Raw genomic sequence first — 17,337 nt, forward strand, 5'->3', positions numbered from 1 at the left:
GACATGCCGATCGAAGCGCAAGCAGGGCTGAATCGCGAGTCCGCGCCGGAATTCGGCGACGGGCCGCGCCTGCTCGCGGACATCGGCGCGACCAATGCGCGTTTCGCCCTGGAGCGCGCTCCCGGCCGCGTCGAAGCGATCGAAGTGCTGCACTGCGGCGATTACGCGGGCATCATCGACGTCGTCCGGGCCTACCTGCGGCAACAAGGTGGTGCGAGCCCGCGGCACGCGGCGATCGCGATTGCGAACCCGATCGGGGGCGACCACGTCAAGATGACGAACCGCGACTGGCAGTTCTCCATCGAGCAGGCTCGCCGGGACTTGGGCTTCGACACGCTGCTCGTCGTGAACGACCTCGCCGTGCTGGCGACGGCGCTGCCGTGGCTGGCGGAGGGCGACCGCGTGCAGGTGGGCGGCGGCGAGGCTGCTCCGGATGGCGTGATCGGCGTGATCGGCCCGGGCACCGGCCTCGGCGTATCCGGCCTGATTCCCGCCGAGGACCGCTGGATCACCCTCGGCAGCGAAGGCGGTCACACCACGTTCGCGCCCGCGGACGAGCGTGAACTCTTCATCCTGCGGTACGCATGGCGAGACATGCCGCACGTGTCATCGGAACGCTTCGTTTCGGGACCCGGCCTGGAGCTGATCCACCGCGCGCTCGCCGAGCGCAACGGCGTCGCGGCCGTGCCGGCGCCGGGTGCGGCCGACATCGTCACGCGCGCGCTCGCGGGCGATCCCTTGTGCGCGGAAGTGGTCGATTGCTTCTGCGCGATGCTCGGCACGGTCGCGTCGAACCTGGCCCTGACCCTCGGCGCGGTCGGCGGCATATACATCGGTGGCGGCGTTGTGCCGCGCCTGGGAGAGCTCTTCCTGCGCTCGCCCTTCCGGGCGCGCTTCGAGGCCAAGGGGCGCTTCGCGGATTACCTGGCGTGCATCCCGACCTACCTGATCACCGCGCCGTATCCGGCGCTGCAGGGCGTCTCGGCGATGCTCGGCCACCACCTGCAGGCCGGCACCGGTGGGTCGAATCGGGGCGCGCCGCGCCGCTGAGCCAGCCGGGCGGGGGAAGACACGTCGCCCGCCTGTTGGCCGGCCCGGCCGGGTGCTATGGTGAAGGTGACGGCCGCCCGCACAGATATCGTTCCGGCATGACGCCATGGCGCGGCCCCGCAGTGGGGAGGGCGATACACCATGAATCTGATTGCAGTCAGGATCGAAAAACCCGAACCGATCAACTTCATTCTCGGGCAGACGCACTTCATCAAGTCGGTCGAGGACATCCACGAAGCACTGGTGAGTGCAGTGCCCGGCATCCGCTTCGGGCTCGCGTTCTGCGAGGCGTCTGGCGACCGCCTGATCCGCTGGTCGGGCACGGACCACGCGATGGTCCTGCTGGCCCAGACGAATGCGCAAGCGATCGGCGCCGGTCACAGCTTCATCGTCTTTCTCGGCGAGGGCTTCTATCCGGTCAACGTCCTCAACGCGATCAAGCAGGTGCCCGAGGTGTGCCGCATCTTCTGCGCAACGTCGAATCCGGTCGAGGTGTTGCTGGCGGAAACGGGGCAGGGGCGCGGCATCGTCGGCGTCGTGGACGGCTCGCCGCCGCTCGGGATCGAGGACGAGCAGAAGATCGACGCGCGCAAGAAGCTGCTGCGGCAGATCGGCTACAAGCTTTGAACGGGGGGCACATCGCGAGCGCCGTGCGTCGGTGGCTCGTCGGTGTCGACTTCCGGAAATGGACCGCGGCCGGCCCTGCGAACGTCGAGATCGTGGAGTGCAACCGATGCATTCGTAGGCCGCGTGACCCCGTAAAGCAAAAAGCCCGATCAGGCTGACCGGGCTAACGCACTGATTTCACTGGTGCCGACAATCTGACTCGAACAGATGACCTACCGCTTACAAGGCGGTTGCTCTACCAACTGAGCTATGCCGGCGCGGGCGGCATTATAGCTTAACGCCGGCGTCCTGAAAGCGCTGATAGACTGCTTCGACTTCGGTGCGGCAATCCAGCAGGGCCTGTACGGTCGGGGCGTAGAGCTGGGTGCCGGACATTCGCGTGACTTCCTGGAATGCGTTGTCGAGCGTCCACGCGGGCTTGTAGCTGCGCGCGCAGGCGAGGGCGTCGAAAACGTCGGCAGTGGCGACGATGCGCGCTTCAAGCGGGATGGCATCGCCATGCAGGCCGTGCGGATAGCCGCTGCCGTCCATGCGTTCGTGGTGGGCGATGACGATGTTGCGCAGCATGTCGATGTTCGACAGGGACGCGAGGCCGAAGTCGTTGATGATCCGGTCGGCCATCTGCTGGCCGACGATGACGTGCTGGCGCATCTCCGCGCGCTCGATGTCGTCGAGCTTGCCCGGTTTCAGCAGGATACGGTCGGGTACGCCGATCTTGCCGATGTCGTGGAGGGCGGAAAACAGGAAGACGTTTTCGGCGTAGTCGTCGGTCTTGCCGTGCGAAGGGCCGATCTCGCGCGCGATGATGCGTGCATAGCGTGCCATGCGGTCCAGATGAGCGCCGGTCTCGAGGTCGCGCACGTGCGCGAACTGGCTCGCGAGCCGCAGCCCGCCGACGAGCATCTTCACGGTGGCGAGTTCCTGCGTGACGATCATGCCGATGAGATGGCCGTAGAGCAGGAGATCAGCCACCACCGTCTCGGTGAAGACGTCACGTTCGTGCGCATCGAAGAACAGGAAACCGAGCAGCAGGTTGTCCTGCCGGATCGGCAGCGTGAGGCTGGACAGGAAGCCCTGACGGTGCAGCCAGCGCGAGTGGGTCGAATCCGAGGCCGGCAGCTTGCTGAGATCGTTCAGCACGCGTGCCTGCCCGCTTTCGGCGATCGCGAGGAGCGACGGGACGCTGTCGAGCGCGCACTCGTATCCGTTGAGGGGGGCGATGCCGGGGTCGTTGCTGGCGACGAAGGTCTTGAGGCGTCGCATCTCCGGGTCGTGGAGCGCGACGGCGATGCGGACGATCGACGGGTAGCGCTCGTGGATGCGCCGGTGCAGTTCGCGCACCTTGTCGCTGACCGATGCCACGTGCAGGTTGCCGGCCTGCCTCGCGGCCGATGCGGCGAATTCCTGCCAGCTGTCCGTGACCGTCATGGTATGCGCGTGCGTTGAACGGAAGCCAATTATCAGTTACGGTCCGCGGCGCCGCCAGTACTTTCGGCACGAACCGGCGGCTCGTCGCGCGACGCTAACGGCGCGTCAGTAGCGGGCGCTCGTGGTGCGCAGCCGCTCGACGTCGGGGATATGAATCGTGCGCCCTTCGACGACGATCAGGCCCGCCTCGGCGAGCTCGTGCAGGATGCGGGAGAAGTGTTCCTGGGTGAGGTTGAGGCGCGATGCGATGGTGCCCTTGCTGGTGGGCAGGCGGATCGACACGCGCCCGCACAGCCCCGGCTCGCCGCTGCTTTCCTCCTCGCGCAGCAGGTAGCCGACGATGCGTTCGCGCCCCGACAGCAGCGAGTAGGTTTCGACGTCGGCGATGAGGTGATGCAGGCGCGCCGACAGGCCGGCGATGATGCGGCGGCAGAACGTCGGGTCGCGGTCCATCTCCTCGAACACGACGTTCTTGGCGATGTGCAGCAGCCGGCTGTCCGTGAGGGCCTGCGCCATCACGAAGTACGGCTTTTCCATGAACATGACCGCCTCGCCGAAACTCTGGCCCGGGCGCATGATCTCGATGACCTTCTCCTGGCCTTCGGCAGAGGTGAAGGCGAGCTTGATCTGGCCGCAGAGCACGAGATGGAAGCCGTGGCAGGGGTCGCCGCGGTGGAACAGCACGGTGCCCTTCTCGACGTTCTGTTCGCGCACGCCGCGCGCGAAACGGGCGAGCTCATCGGGGTTGAGCCCTTCGAGAAGCGGGACGTGGGCGAGCAGGCGGCACAGATGCTCGGTATCCGGCTGCGTCGTCGCTGGCGCGGCAGAAGGGGGATGCGTGCATTGGCTCAGTGGCATGGCGTCACCGCGTCAGTTGGGCGTAGAACATCGGCAGGCGTGCGGGCAGCTCTTCCGGCTTGCGGATCACCGCGTAGCCGGCCGGCCCGAAGAGGTGCGGAAGGTAGCCCGCGCCCTCGCGGTCGATCGTCACGCAGAAGGGCACGAGGCCCAGCTTGCGCGCCTCGGAGACGGCGACGCGCGTGTCCTCGATGCCGTATCGGCCTTCGTAGAGATCCAGGTCGTTGGGCTTGCCGTCCGACAGGATCAGCAGGATACGGCGTGCGGCCGGCTCGGCGGCGAGGATCTGGCTCGAGCGGCGGATCGCCGCGCCGAGGCGCGTGTAGTAGCCGGGCTTGATCGCGCTGATGCGGCCGCGGATGCGGTCGTCGAAGCGGTCGCCGAAGTCCTTCAGGCGGTGGAAGCGCACCTGGCTGCGCTTCACCGACGAGAATCCCGCCAGCGCGAAGCGGTCGCCCGTCGCGCCGAGCGCCTCGCCGAAGAGCAGCAGCGCGTCGCGGATCACGTCGATGACGCGCGCTTCGCTGGATACCCAGCTGTCGGTCGACAGGGACAGGTCGGCGAGCACCATGCAGGCGAGGTCGCGTTCGCGTTTTTCCAGCGACAGCCAGAGCTGGTCCGAGGGGTGGCGGCCGACGGCGCGGTCGGTCTGGGCGCGCACGACCGCGTCGACATCGAGTTCGGAGCCGTCCACCTGCGCCTTGATCCAGCGCCGCCCCGGTTGCAGCGCCGCGAACTGCTGGTGCAGGCGCTTTGCCGTGCGGCGCAGGTGTTCGGGGAGCGGGCAGGGCTGGGCGTCGCGCGCCGCGAGCTCGGCCAGGCGTACGTGGTCCTCCAGCAGCACGCCCTTGCGGTAATCCCATTCCGGCAGCGGAATGCCGGGGCCGAGCACGACGTCGTCCTCGGCGGCGGAGGGCAGGTCGAGATCGAAGCGCACCTTGGAGGCGACGCGCTCCTGGTCCTGCGACAGCGACAGGTGGTCGAGGTCGCGCGCCGCATCGGCGGCATTCGGGTCGGGTTCGTCGTCGGTCGGGCGGTTGATGCGCAGGAACTCCGCGATCGCGAGCAGGCTTTCGGCGCGGAACATCAGCATGATGCCGTTCTTTTCCTTCGGCATCTCGACCTGCTCGGCGCGGTGGGCGCGGCGCTCGGTTTCCTCGAAGGCCGGCGGGCCGCCATCGGCGGTCTGCTCCGGGTCGGCACCGCTGCGGCGGGACACACCGCCCGCGGCGGCCAGCGATCCCGTCAGCCACAGCAGCACGGGGTGTGCCGAAGGCGTGCCTTGCGGCACGGCGGGAAGCGCGAACACGGTTCCCGGCGCGTCGAGCGCACGCTGAATCGCGCGTTCGCGCTCGGCTTCCTGCGCGGGCAGCTTCTCGGGTCTGGGGCGCTTCGGCAGGTAAGCCTCGACCAGCCGCCGGTAGCGCGGCGCAAGCCCCGGCCACGTATGCAGCGCGGCGCAGGTCGCGAACTGGTTGCGACGGAAATCGCGGTCCGCCTCGTCCTCGCCGTCGGCTTCGAGACCTTCGTGCGCGGCGGCGAGCGCCGCCAGCCACAGGTAGAGATCCCGGTTCAGCGACTTCTCCGGAAAGGCGTCGATCTCGGGCGGCAGCCGCAGCGTCGAGGGGTCCATGCGCGCCCGCGCGGTCCGCTCGCCGGCGCCGGCGATGCGCGCGAGCAGGCCGCGCCGCGCGCCGTGTTCGTCATTGGTCGCGGCCGCCACGCGCAGACCCGGATCGCCACCGAGCGCACGGAAGAACACCCCCGCGGTGCGTTCGATGTCCTTCAGCCGCACGACCGCGTCGGGGTGGTTGCCGACGGCGGCGCGGGTGATCAGGCGGTGCCAGATTTTTCCTACGGCCTCTTCCATATCCTTGTCCTGGCTAGCGTTCCTTGGCGGAGCGGAATCCGGCCTCGTTCTGGCGCGCGGCCTCGTGGCTGACCCACTGCAGCAGCGGGCCCTGCGGATTGGCGCGCTGGCTCTGTTCGCACGCCTCGACGCACTGCGCGCACTGCGTGCAGGTGAACATCAGGCGCTTGATGTTGCGTGGCGTGAGCCGCATCGGGCACACCGCGTCGCAGGCCGACTGGCGGTCGGGCAGGCAGCTCGCACAATCGGCCGCGCGTTTGCGCTGGAAGCCGACGACCATCGCGTTACGGTTACCCATCCATGCGAGGCTCTGGAACAGCCCGACCGCGCAGGCATAGCGGCAGAAGAGGTGCCGCGCGAACAGGAATTCGATCGACAGCACCGCGGTGCCGGCCGTGAGGAAGATCGTCTGGTTGCGCGTGAGCGCCGCGCTGAAGATGTTGCCGTAGATCTCCGCCGGCGGCAGCAGGTAGGTCAGGAACACGACCGCCCACAGGAAGGCGAAGAACACCGCCGCAGGCACGACGACCAGCCACCAGCGCGCGTCGGCCCGCCACGGCGTGCCGTCCGCCTTCCACGGCGGCAGCGGCTCCTTGACCCATACGCTGGGCTTGCCGGAGGCCTTCTGCATCAGCTTGTTGATCGTCTCGACGACCGAGAAATGCGGGCACAGCCAGCCGCAGTACAGACGCCCCCACTTCCACGCCACCCACAGGAAGACGCCCGCTCCGACGAAGATCGGCACGAACAGCCGGAACATCACGTTGGCCCCCGCCTCGAGCGCGCCGATGCGCCCGGCGAGGAAGTCGTCCATCCCCAGCCGCCACTCCATCCCCAGCAGCCAGGCGTGGCCCGCGTCGAGGTCGTAGCGGAAGATGTTGAACACCGGCGCAAGGATGAACAGCGTGAAGAAGGCGATCTGGAACGCGATGCGCTTCTTCTGCGTGCGGTTGTGCCCCATCGGTTTCGCCGCGGCGATCGGAATCACGCGGCGGGCGGGCTTCTCCTCGACGCCGGGCGTCGCCGAAAGCAGGGAGGTGAGGGGGGCATTCATGGTCTTACTCGAACAGATCCGGGCCGATGAAGGGGTACTGCCAGCTCTGGCCGAGCATTGCGTGATTCAGTCCGATAACCCCGAAGATCACCAGCGTGGCGTGGAAGGAAACGAAATAGAGGATGCCCAGCACCCACGACCACGGATCGTCGAAGCCGCCCAGCAGGAAGATCGCGATGCTGACACCGAGCAGCATCGCGCCGCCGTAGAGGCTTGCGACGACCGTCTGCTGCAGGTGATTGCGCACCACCAGCGGGGCGGATTCGCGATGCTTGCGCCACAGGATCACGAGCACGACGAAGGCCAGGCCCGGTGCGACCAGCAGGTTCGCGAGGAACAGCGACTCCGCAAGGATCGCCAGGCGCGGACCGGGCATCTGTTCCCTGAGGAGATCGGCTTCCTGGTCGGGCATGGCCGCAGGCCGCTTCGATCCGGACGCGTCAGCGCCCGAAAGTTGCCGAAACCACTTCCATCAGCGCGTCGGACACTTCCGGGTCGTCCGTCAGACTTTCGACGATCGCCGCACGACATGCGGTCACCGGGTCCATGCCGTCGCGCACCAGCAGCGCCGCATACACCAGCAGGCGCGTACTCGCAGCCTCCTCCAGGTCCTGATCCTTCAGGGTGCGCAGCGCATGCGCGATCGACACCAGGCGCTTCGCCAGATCCGCCGCGCATCCCGATTCGCCGACGAGGATCGCCTCCTCGCGCTCGGCCGCGGGAAAGTCGAAGCGCAGGCTCACGAAGCGCTGGCGCGTCGACGGCTTCATGCCCTTCAGCAGGTTCTGGTAACCCGGGTTGTACGACACCACCAGCATGAACGAAGGCGGTGCGGTGAGCAGTTCGCCGGTGCGGTCGATCGGCAGGATGCGGCGGTCGTCGGCGAGCGGGTGCAGCACGACGGTCGTGTCCTTGCGCGCCTCGACGACCTCGTCGAGATAGCAGATGCCGCCCTCGCGCACGGCGCGCGTCAGCGGGCCGTCGCACCACACCGTCTGGCCGTCGCCGATCAGGTGGCGGCCGACGAGGTCCGCGGCGGTCAGGTCGTCGTGGCACGCCACCGTGTACAGCGGCAGGCCGAGGCGGGCGGCCATGTGCGCGACGAAGCGCGTCTTGCCGCAGCCGGTCGGGCCCTTGATCAGCAGCGGCAGGCGGTTCTTCCACGCATGCTCGAAGACGTCGATCTCGTCGCCGGCGGACTGATAGAAGGGGATATCGAGGTGGGGCGTGTCGAGCTTCATGCGCCGAGTCCTTTCCAGTAGGCAATGCCGATCAGGGAGCACACGAGCGTCATCCAGCCGAGCGCGAGCACCGGCCACATCAGCGGGGCGCGACGAAGGGCCATGTAGTCCAGGATGATCATGGCGCCCTTGCCGAAGGCGATGCTGAACAGCAGGCCGACGATGGCAGGGCCCGATCCGCCGGTTTCGCCGACGGTCCAGGTCACGATGGTCGCGGCGATCAGGATCACCCATATCATCGTCGCGCGCCGCGGCGTGCCGTGATCGGAATGGTGCACCGCAAGCGCCCGGGCGGAAGTTCTTTGGTTGTGCATCGTCTCGTACCTCTCAGCGCATCACATAAACCAGCGGGAACAGAATCAGCCACACCAGATCCACCATGTGCCAGTAGGCGGCGCCGGTCTCGATCCCGTTCATGTTGCCCGGGGCGTAGCGGCCCTTGCGCGCACCGTTCCACAGCGCGCCGAGGATCACGAGGCCCAGGATCACGTGCATGAAGTGGAAGAAGGTGAGCACCAGGTAGAACATGTGGAAGGTGCTCGACGATAGGCTCACGCCGGCTGCGAACTTCGCCACGTATTCGAACAGTTTCACGACGACGAAGCCCATGCCGCACGCGAATCCGCCGGCGATCCACGACGCCGCACGACGGCTCTGGCCGGCTTCCGCAGCCTGCACGGCGCGCACGACGAAGTAGCTCGACGTCAGCAGCAGGATCGTGTTGATCGCGCCCGCGTTGCGATCGAGCGCGAGTTGCTGCGCGTTGAACAGCTCGACGCTGTTCGCACGCGCGAACGCATAGGCGATGAAGAAGGCGCCGAAGGCCAGCAGTTCGGCGAGGATGAAGAACCAGATCGCCAGGTCGCCGGGCAGGCGCCGGGGAGCGGCGTCCGATGCAACGGCCGGAAGGGAAGGCGGGCTCACGAGTGTTTGGGCAAATGTATTCATGACACGAGTGTTGGGGCACATGTATTCATGGCTCCCAGTCTACGAAGCGTGAGCGGGCCTGACCTTGATTCTGGTTAACTCATGGACTGCGGGAAGTAAAGGGGTGGGGAAATTTCCCCATGTTTCCGACAAATAAAAAGGGGCGGCCGAAGCCGCCCCGAACTGCTCACGGCCCCGCGGAGGGCCGGAAGCTGCACGCCGATCAGGCGTGAATCAGGGGTTTGCTCTCGCCCTTGACGAAGAAGCTCGCAAGGTAGGTGACGAGACCCGCGGCGAACACCACACCCGCCCACAGGCGCATCCAGTAGAACAGCGAGACCTGGTCCTGCACCGCCATGAAGGGCATCGGGGTGTCGGATACGCGCTGCAGCCACACTTGCAGGATGCCGGCCGCGGTGAGGAACAGGGTGATGAAGACCATCGAGATCGTCATCAGCCAGAAGCCCCACATTTCGCAGACCTGCGCGCGCTCGTCGTTGGCGGCACGGCCGCGCAGCAGCGGCATCGCGTAGCTGATCATCGTCAGCACCACCAGCACGTAAGCACCGTAGAAGGCCATGTGACCATGCGCCGCGGTGATCTGCGAACCGTGCGTGTAGTAGTTCACCGGAGCCAGGGTGTGCAGGAAGCCCCACACGCCCGCGCCGAGGAAGGCCATCACGCCGGTGCCCAGCGCCCACAGCACGGCAGCCTTGTTCGGATGCTCGCGGCGGCGGCGGTTCACCATGTTGAAGGCGAAGACGGTCATCGCGAAGAACGGGATCGGTTCAAGGGCCGAGAACACCGAACCCAGCCACTGCCAGTAACCCGGCGTGCCGATCCAGAAGTAGTGGTGGCCGGTACCGATCAGGCCGGTGACGAGCGCCAGGGTGATGATCACGTACAGCCACTTCTCGATCACTTCACGGTCGACGCCGGTCACCTTGATCAGCACGAAGGCGAGGATGGCGGCCATGATCAGTTCCCACACGCCTTCCACCCACAGGTGCACAACCCACCACCAGTAGAACTTGTCCTTCACCAGGTTGCCCGGGTTGTAGAACGAGAACAGGAAGAAGATCGCCAGACCCCACAGGCCCATCAGCAGCACGATGCTGATGACGGTCTTGCGGCCCTTCAGCAGCGTCATCGTGATGTTGAACAGGAAGGCCAGCGCCACGATCACGATGCCGATCTTGGTCAGCAGCGGCTGCTCCAGGAACTCCCGTCCCATCGTCGCGAGGATGTTGTTGCCCGTCATCTCGGCGAGGGTCGAATACGGCACCAGCAGGTAGCCGAGAATCGTCGCCGCACCGGCGACCAGGAAGATCCAGAACATCGCCAGGGCGAGTTTCGGACTATACAGCTCGGTTTCCGCCTCCTCGGGAACGAGGAAGTAGGTGGCACCCATGAAGCCGAACAGCAGCCACACGATGAGCAGGTTGGTGTGCACCATCCGCGCCACGTTGAACGGGATCTCCGGGAAGAGGAAATCGCCGACGACGTACTGCAGACCCATGGCGAGACCGAAGATGATCTGTCCCACGAAGAGACCGATGGCCGCTATGAAGTACGGCATCGCGACCGATTGCGATGAATATTTCATGGTTATGAATTCCCTTGAAGTTGTCGATCCGATGCGCTTAGCCTTCGATGTTGGGGGGCCATTTCTGGGTGTTGATTTCCGAGGTGTACTTCAGGAAGGCGACGATGTCGTCGAGTTCCTGCTCGGTGAAATTGAACTGCGGCATCTGACGGCGTCCCGGCGTGCCGGTCGGCTGCGACTTGATCCACGCCTTGATGAACTCGCCGCCGCGACGCGGATAGACGTTGCCCAGCTCCGGTGCGAAGTACGCGCCTTCGCCCAGCAGCGTGTGGCAACCGATACAGTTGCGCGTTTCCCAGATGTGCTTGCCACGCAGGACCGACTCCGTCAGGTTCGCACGGTTGTCGGATTTCGGCAGGCCGCTCATGGTGTCGAAAGACAACGCCACCAGGAGCAGGAAGAAGAACACCGCCCCGCCGTAAAAGATGTTGCGAGCCATCGCCTTTGTAAAGGTACCGCTCATGGTTTGTCCCTCATTGTTTTGTCATACGCCCGAGTGATTGAGAAATAACCCGAAGGTTGCAGGCATTCTCTGCAGCGGGAGGTTGGCGCTCCATGATTTGAATCAATTTCGGGAATCGGAATGAAAATCGTCACGATCAATGGAAACGGGGCCGGGGCCGTGGAGGGGAATTCCCCTTCCACTGCCCCGGCCCCGTCGGTCGGTGCGGGTGCGTCTGCGTTTAGTAGGTGTAGCTCACCATCATGCCACCGCCCCAGTCCGGGCTGTTGTCCGAAAAGCCTTTCACGCCATAGACCTGCAGCTTCCATTGCGCGCTGAGCTTCTGGCTCACGAACAGCGATGCTTCGCTGACGGGGTCGCTGGTCGAGCGCAGCTTCCCGCGCCAGTCATAGGCAACACCCACGGTGGTCTCGGGCGCGACCTTGGTGGCGACGCCGACGGACGCATAGAACGGGTTGCGCAGCTCCTTGTCACCCATGTCCTTCCATCCCAGGGTGCCGAACGTGGTCACGGCACCGAAGGCCTTGGCCAGATCGACCTGCAGCGCGTAGTCGGTCTTCTCGCTGCCCAGGCAGTCGTTTTCCGCCGTCGGTGCCTTCACCTTGGCAACGGCGTCGAGCAGCAGTCCGCCGCTGCTGCCATCGAGCAGGTTGTAGCCCGCGCTCGCGGTGATGTCGCCCACCCCGGTCTTGGTGCCGGCACAGTTGGTCCCCTGGATCGGGTCGCCATCCTGGGTGACGACCGCGTCCTTGACGCTCAGGTAGGGCACGGTCAGCTTCAGCGTGATCGGGCCGGTTTCGTATTTCGCCGCGATCGGCACGTACCACGTCTCGCTGGTGGTGTCCGTGCCGTACTCGCCGCTGGAGTAATCCAGACCGGTGGTCAGGGTCAGATTGCCGGCGGCGGCGGGGAGCGCCATTGCCGCCAGGATGCTTGCAACGATGGTACGGGTATGCTTCATGTGTTCCTCCCTGTCAGACTGCTCGTGTTGGATGCCCAAGATCAGTTCCGGCCGCTGCGGTCGACCCCCTCGGGTCTGTCGACCCCTTCCGGCCGCTCAATTCTTTCCGGTCTCTCGATTCTCTCCGGCCTTTCCACCCGTTCCGGTTTTTCTACCCGTTCCGGGCGTTCGATCCGCTCGGGACGCCCGCTTCTGTCCAGCGTTTCGTCGCGCTCACGGCGCCCGCTGCGATCGTCTGCAGTCCCCTTATCCACGCGCTCGCGTTCACCCGACGTGGACATCCCCTTCTCGATGCGATCGCGACTGCCCTCGTTTTCCGTTTCCGTGCGCCCGTCATCGCCCGAGCGCCCCTTGCCGGATCGATCGCGATCGTCCGCGCTGTCGTCATCGCCCTTGCCGGAACCCGATTTCGTGCCGACCTCGCCGCGTCGTCCGCTCCGCTCCGAGGCCCCCTCGCGCACGAATTCGATCCGCATTGCCTTCACTTCCCGCGCGTCGCTGAATATGCCATGAACCCGGACGCGCCGGTCGGTGGTAAGCGTCCCCGCATCCCCGCCCGCAAAGGTCGTGGCTTGGCCGAGTTCCACCGAGAACGCGCCTATCATAACGCGGTTATCCAGATGATCAAGCACCAGGCCCTCGACGATCGCATTGCGTACGCGGCCCGCGAACGGGATGAGGGGGTCCTTCCGCGCCTGCGTCACCTGCAGGGCATTCCCCGTCCAGGTTCCGCGCACCAGCAGTTCGCGGCCTTCGGCGGGGGGCTGGCCCGCGAGTGGCAGGCCCTGCAGCGAATTGGTGCGTTCGATTGCGCCGATCGCGCTCGCTTCACGCAGTTGCGGCGCCCGTTCGATGCGCGTTGCCACGACCGTGCCGTCCGCGGCGCGCAGGCCGCTGACCCGCACCGGTTCGCCGAGCCGCAGGCCCGGATCGACCTTGGCATCCGGTGCGATGCGTACCGCCTGACCCATCACGCGCAGCGGCGACGACGCATCCGGCAGTGCGGTGAGCGGTCCCTCGTAAGCATTGAGGATGGTGATGTTGCGCGCCTCGAGCCCGCGGCTGGACACGCCGGCCTCGACTGCGACGACCTGGCCGACCGCAAGTCGCGCCGTTGCGCTGCCGATGCCGTTTTCCGTCACCGGCACGGCGGCTTCGTAATGCACTTCGACGCCATTCACGCAGATCGACGCGAAGCCCGTGATCGTACCGACGATCCCGGTGCCGCCGAAGCCGCCTTCGCTGGCCGGGGCGCCCGTGCCGCCGACGCCGCTGCGCGCGACATTGCCGGTCCCGCCGAAACCGCCTTCATTCGCGGCAGCCGGCGCTCCGGTCCCGCCGAAGCCGCCTTCGTTCGCGACAGCCGGTGCTCCGGTCCCGCCGAATCCCCCGTCGTTCGCGGCGGACGGTGCGCCGGTTCCACCAATTCCGCCTTCGCGCGCGGGCGCGCCGCTGCCGCCGATGCCGCCCGGGTAGACACAGGCCTGGGTGGCTGCTTGTGCGCCGGTCGCGGCACAGGCCGATAGTACGAGCGTCGCGAGAAGTTTTCGGGCAAAACGCACAAGAGGAGTCACGATTCTGTCTTCCCGGAGTCGGACGCCTCGGGCGGCGGCGCACTTTCTTCAGTATAGAAGTAAAGACCGATTGTCATGCGTTGGCGTGGAGTGCTCGTCGATGCGTCGCCGGCCTCGAGTTCGGAGGCGAGTGCGTTGAATGCGATCAGTGCCTGCATGCCGTCGGCCGCGACAGCCTCGCGCAACCGCTCGATGCTGGCGGGCGACAGTGCATCGTAGTGCACGCTGCGCTCGAAGAATGCGGGCCCGTCGGCGGTCAGGTTATGGACTGCCGCGCATGCGTGGTCGTGTACGTTGTGGCCGAAATACGCGGCTTTCTCGTCGAAGCCCTTCTGGGGCACGAACGCCGACGTCTCCAGATGTACGCGGTCGAGCTCGTCGATGCGCGCGATACCGAGCCGCTGCCACTCGTCGAGCACGACGCGGGCGCGGATGTCTTTGCTGACGTGGGCAACGAGTGCGTCGAAGGAGCGTTCTCCGCCGACGCTGGCGAGGCGGGCAAGTGGGGCGGCCGTACCGGGCTGGACGCAGAACGGTGGCTTGCTCAACCACGTGCTGACGAGGTGGGCGCCCAGCGAGACCGCTTCGGGCAGTTCCTCGCTCGGGTCTTGCGGGGCATCGCGCAGACGCCGGACGTCCTTGCGGTGGACGCCGGTGATGAGGCTGATGCGGCTGTCACTCGGGGATTTGTCGTCGAGGCGGAATTCCTTGTCCGCGACCTCTACGAAGATGCCCTTGAGCATGTCCGCGAAAAAGGTGTAAGTGATCCCTTTTCGCAGCATCAGCCGCACCAGCGGCTGCATCACGTGCCGAAGCGCGTGAAGCAGGGTGGCTGGGGGGGAAGGGGGCGGCATGGATGGATTACGGAGCGATCGTGCTGGCTAGTCTATCGCTCCGTGGGAAAAAATTCCATGCGCCCGCTCCGGATGGGCGAGCGATCAGCCGCGCCCGCCGCGCCCGCTCGAGTCGATGCGCTCGGGACGCTCGACACGTTCAGGACGGTCGGCACGTTCAAGACGCTCGACACGCTCCACGCGTTCGACACGCTCGGGGCGGTCGGCCCGCTCGACGCGCTCGGCACGCTCGATGCGCTCGACCCGCTCAGGGCGAGCTTCCCTGCCCTGGCGATCGATACGGTCTCGCGTTTCGACGCGCTCGCGGTTGCGCACGATCTCGCCAGCGTCGTTGCGGCGGATTTCGGTGCGGGTCTCGACGACCGTGCCATCGACGATTTCCCTGCTGCGGGTGCGCTCGCGCAAGACCACGCCGTCGGCATTGGTGCGAGTGTCGGTGCGGCTCTGCTCGAGGAGCTGCCCGTCGGCACTGAAGGTCTGTTCCATCACACGCGCGCGTGCGGGTGCTGCGCCGGTCGCGCTCAGGGTGCGGGTACGGGTCACGGTCGTCGTGCCGTCAGGGTTGGTCACCGTTGTAACGGTCTGGACGGGGTTGGCGCCGTTCGGCTGGTCGTCGTCGACAGTGCCGTCGCCGCGCAGTTTCACGCCATTGACGATGTCGTCGTCTGCGGCGTCCGCTACGCCGGGCTGGTCGTCATCGACGGTGCCATCGCCGCGCAGTTTCACGCCATTGACGATGTCGTCATCGATGGCGGCGCCCACCGCACCGGGCTGATCGTCATCGACGGTGCCGTCGCCACGCACCTTGACTCCGTTGGCGTTGAAATCGTCCGCGCCGGCAGCAACGACGTTTGTGCCAAGGGCAGCCAGCAATACGGTGGCAGCACAAAGGGGCACGCTGATCCACGGAAATTTTTTCATTGCTTCCTCCTAACTCTGTCGGACGTGGGAAAATTTCCCGCGTAACCGAAGCTTAGATAGGGGGGTGCCTTGCGTCAAGGTGGATTTCAGGCGAGCTTGTATCAGGATGTGTAGCGAATTGCAGCCGTAAACGGCGGAGGCCCGGCCGGTTTCCCGGGCCGGGCCTCCGCGCACGTCAGCGCGCGCCGATCAGGCGGTCGCGAGCGGGATCTTGCCGATCTTCACCTGCCATTCCTTCGGGCCGGTGTTGTGCACGCTGGTGCCGTTCGAATCGACCGCGACGGTCACGGGCATGTCCTGCACGTCGAACTCGTAGATCGCTTCCATGCCGAGATCGGCGAAGCCGACGACCTTTGCCGTCTTGATCGCCTTGGCGACGAGGTAGGCCGCGCCGCCGACAGCCATCAGGTAGGCCGACTTGTTGTCGCGGATCGCGTCGATCGCGGCGGGGCCGCGCTCGGCCTTGCCGACCATCGAGATCAGGCCGGTCTGCTCGAGCATCATGCGCGTGAACTTGTCCATGCGCGTCGCGGTGGTCGGGCCGGCGGGGCCGACGACTTCGTCGCGCACCGGGTCTACCGGGCCGACGTAGTAGATCACGCGGTTGGTGAAATCGACCGGCAGCTTCTCGCCCTTCGCCAGCATGTCCTGGATGCGCTTGTGCGCGGCGTCGCGACCGGTGAGCATCTTGCCGTTCAGCAGCAGCACCTGGCCCGGCTTCCACGACGCGACTTCTTCCTTCGTCAGGGTGTCGAGATTCACGCGCGTGGCGACCTTGGTGTCGGCCTGCCAGGTGACGTCCGGCCAGTCTTCCAGCTTCGGCGCTTCCAGCTTCGCCGGGCCGGAGCCGTCGAGTTCGAAGTGCACGTGGCGGGTCGCGGCACAGTTGGGGATCATCGCCACCGGCAGGCTCGCCGCGTGCGTCGGATAGTCGAGGATCTTGACGTCGAGCACGGTCGTCAGGCCGCCGAGGCCCTGTGCGCCGATACCCAGCGCGTTGACCTTTTCGAAGAGCTCGAGGCGCAGTTCCTCGGCACGCGTGAGCGTCGCGCCGGAAGCGGCCTTTTCCTTCAGCTCATGGATGTCGACCGGCGCCATCAGCGATTCCTTCGCGAGCAGCATCGCCTTCTCCGGCGTGCCGCCGATGCCGATGCCGAGGATGCCCGGCGGACACCAGCCGGCGCCCATCGTCGGGACGGTCTTCAGCACCCAATCGACGATCGAGTCGGACGGATTCAGCGCGTAGAACTTGGTCTTGTTCTCCGAGCCGCCGCCCTTGGCCGCGCAGATCACTTCGACGTGGTCGCCCGGGACGATCTCGTAATGCACGACCGCCGGGGTGTTGTCCTTGCTGTTCTGGCGCTTGCCCGCCGGATCGAGCAGAACCGAGGCGCGCAGCTTGTTGTCGACGTTGGTGTATGCGCGGCGCACGCCCTCGTTGACCATCTCCTGGACGCTCATCTTCGAGTCCCAGCGGACGTTCATGCCGACCTTGAGGAAGACCACGGCGATGCCGGTGTCCTGACAGATGGGGCGGTGGCCTTCGGCGCACATGCGCGAGTTGGTCAGGATCTGCGCGATGGCGTCCTTCGCGGCGGGGCTTTCCTCACGCTTCCAGGCCTCGCCGAGAGCCTTGATGTAGTCGAGCGGGTGGTAGTAGCTGATGTACTGGAAGGCATCCGCGACGGACTGGATCAGGTCTTCTTCGCGAATCACGGTCATGGCGCATCTCCTGGTAAGGCCGGGTCACTCGGTAGGGGCGCAATTCTAACAGCCCCGGGGCGACGACGTCCCGCGGGAAGGGTAACGTTCGGCTGCAGAGGGGTGTAAGTCCTGTGTAAGATATAAAGCCTTAAATGCCGAACAGATCGCGAAGGCAGCATCTTCAGCGAACGACTAACAA

The 17,337-nt window shown here is 66.1% G+C and carries 17 protein-coding genes and 1 tRNA gene; 2 read left to right on the top strand and 16 right to left on the bottom strand.

What is annotated here, in order from left to right:
• Window positions 1-3: 3 nt before the first annotated feature.
• Both GPA22_RS04450 and GPA22_RS04455 read left to right on the top strand, forming a co-directional pair.
• Entirely contained in the window at window positions 4-1,050 is a 1,047-nt protein-coding gene (locus GPA22_RS04450; RefSeq protein ID WP_169254891.1) for a glucokinase, read from the top strand.
• Between the two features lie 141 nt (window positions 1,051-1,191).
• Window positions 1,192-1,677, top strand: coding sequence for an adenosine-specific kinase (locus tag GPA22_RS04455; RefSeq protein ID WP_169254892.1), 486 nt, complete (start codon window positions 1,192-1,194; stop codon window positions 1,675-1,677).
• Between the two features lie 181 nt (window positions 1,678-1,858).
• Here the strand turns inward: GPA22_RS04455 and GPA22_RS04460 are convergent.
• From GPA22_RS04460 to GPA22_RS04535, 16 genes are all read right to left on the bottom strand, one after another.
• Window positions 1,859-1,934 (bottom strand) — tRNA-Thr (locus GPA22_RS04460).
• A gap of 10 nt (window positions 1,935-1,944) precedes the next feature.
• A complete protein-coding gene (locus GPA22_RS04465) occupies window positions 1,945-3,105 on the bottom strand; it encodes an HD-GYP domain-containing protein (protein WP_169254893.1) in 1,161 nt (386 codons plus the stop codon).
• Window positions 3,106-3,210: 105 nt separating this feature from the next.
• Window positions 3,211-3,963, bottom strand: coding sequence for a Crp/Fnr family transcriptional regulator (locus GPA22_RS04470; protein ID WP_169254894.1), 753 nt, complete (start codon window positions 3,961-3,963; stop codon window positions 3,211-3,213).
• A 4-nt stretch (window positions 3,964-3,967) separates the two neighbouring features.
• Window positions 3,968-5,833: a nitric oxide reductase activation protein NorD gene (locus tag GPA22_RS04475; protein ID WP_169254895.1), complete on the bottom strand. Its 1,866-nt coding sequence runs from the start codon at window positions 5,831-5,833 to the stop codon at window positions 3,968-3,970.
• 13 nt (window positions 5,834-5,846) lie between these two features.
• A complete protein-coding gene (locus tag GPA22_RS04480) occupies window positions 5,847-6,887 on the bottom strand; it encodes a 4Fe-4S binding protein (protein ID WP_169254896.1) in 1,041 nt (346 codons plus the stop codon).
• Between the two features lie 4 nt (window positions 6,888-6,891).
• The gene (locus GPA22_RS04485; protein WP_169254897.1) at window positions 6,892-7,299 is read right to left on the bottom strand and encodes a magnetosome magnetite crystal formation protein family; all 408 of its coding nucleotides are present in this window, start codon (window positions 7,297-7,299) and stop codon (window positions 6,892-6,894) included.
• Between the two features lie 28 nt (window positions 7,300-7,327).
• Window positions 7,328-8,128 (bottom strand): CbbQ/NirQ/NorQ/GpvN family protein, encoded by an 801-nt coding sequence (locus GPA22_RS04490; RefSeq protein WP_169254898.1) that lies wholly within the window; start codon window positions 8,126-8,128, stop codon window positions 7,328-7,330.
• A complete protein-coding gene (locus GPA22_RS04495; protein ID WP_169254899.1) occupies window positions 8,125-8,442 on the bottom strand; it encodes a cytochrome C oxidase subunit IV family protein in 318 nt (105 codons plus the stop codon). Before GPA22_RS04495 ends, GPA22_RS04490 begins: the two co-directional genes overlap by 4 nt.
• A gap of 13 nt (window positions 8,443-8,455) precedes the next feature.
• Window positions 8,456-9,076, bottom strand: a complete 621-nt coding sequence (locus tag GPA22_RS04500; protein WP_169254900.1) for a cytochrome c oxidase subunit 3 family protein — start codon at window positions 9,074-9,076, stop codon at window positions 8,456-8,458.
• Between the two features lie 202 nt (window positions 9,077-9,278).
• Complete coding sequence (locus GPA22_RS04505; RefSeq protein ID WP_169254901.1) at window positions 9,279-10,661, bottom strand: cbb3-type cytochrome c oxidase subunit I; 1,383 nt, start codon at window positions 10,659-10,661, stop codon at window positions 9,279-9,281.
• Window positions 10,662-10,698: 37 nt separating this feature from the next.
• The gene (locus GPA22_RS04510) at window positions 10,699-11,124 is read right to left on the bottom strand and encodes a c-type cytochrome (RefSeq protein WP_169254902.1); all 426 of its coding nucleotides are present in this window, start codon (window positions 11,122-11,124) and stop codon (window positions 10,699-10,701) included.
• A gap of 220 nt (window positions 11,125-11,344) precedes the next feature.
• Window positions 11,345-12,085 (bottom strand): hypothetical protein, encoded by a 741-nt coding sequence (locus GPA22_RS04515; RefSeq protein WP_169254903.1) that lies wholly within the window; start codon window positions 12,083-12,085, stop codon window positions 11,345-11,347.
• A 41-nt stretch (window positions 12,086-12,126) separates the two neighbouring features.
• Window positions 12,127-13,659, bottom strand: coding sequence for a DUF5666 domain-containing protein (locus GPA22_RS23015; protein ID WP_169254904.1), 1,533 nt, complete (start codon window positions 13,657-13,659; stop codon window positions 12,127-12,129).
• The gene (locus GPA22_RS04525) at window positions 13,656-14,513 is read right to left on the bottom strand and encodes a DUF6502 family protein (RefSeq protein WP_169254905.1); all 858 of its coding nucleotides are present in this window, start codon (window positions 14,511-14,513) and stop codon (window positions 13,656-13,658) included. Before GPA22_RS04525 ends, GPA22_RS23015 begins: the two co-directional genes overlap by 4 nt.
• Window positions 14,514-14,597: 84 nt before the next feature.
• On the bottom strand, window positions 14,598-15,434 hold the full coding sequence (locus GPA22_RS22600; RefSeq protein WP_211168932.1) for a hypothetical protein: 837 nt from the start codon (window positions 15,432-15,434) through the stop codon (window positions 14,598-14,600).
• A gap of 189 nt (window positions 15,435-15,623) precedes the next feature.
• Window positions 15,624-17,156, bottom strand: coding sequence for a fumarate hydratase (locus tag GPA22_RS04535; RefSeq protein WP_169254906.1), 1,533 nt, complete (start codon window positions 17,154-17,156; stop codon window positions 15,624-15,626).
• Between the last annotated feature and the right edge of the window lie 181 nt (window positions 17,157-17,337).

This window comes from Aromatoleum toluvorans (assembly GCF_012910905.1).
GTDB classification, from domain to species: Bacteria; Pseudomonadota; Gammaproteobacteria; order Burkholderiales; family Rhodocyclaceae; genus Aromatoleum; species Aromatoleum toluvorans.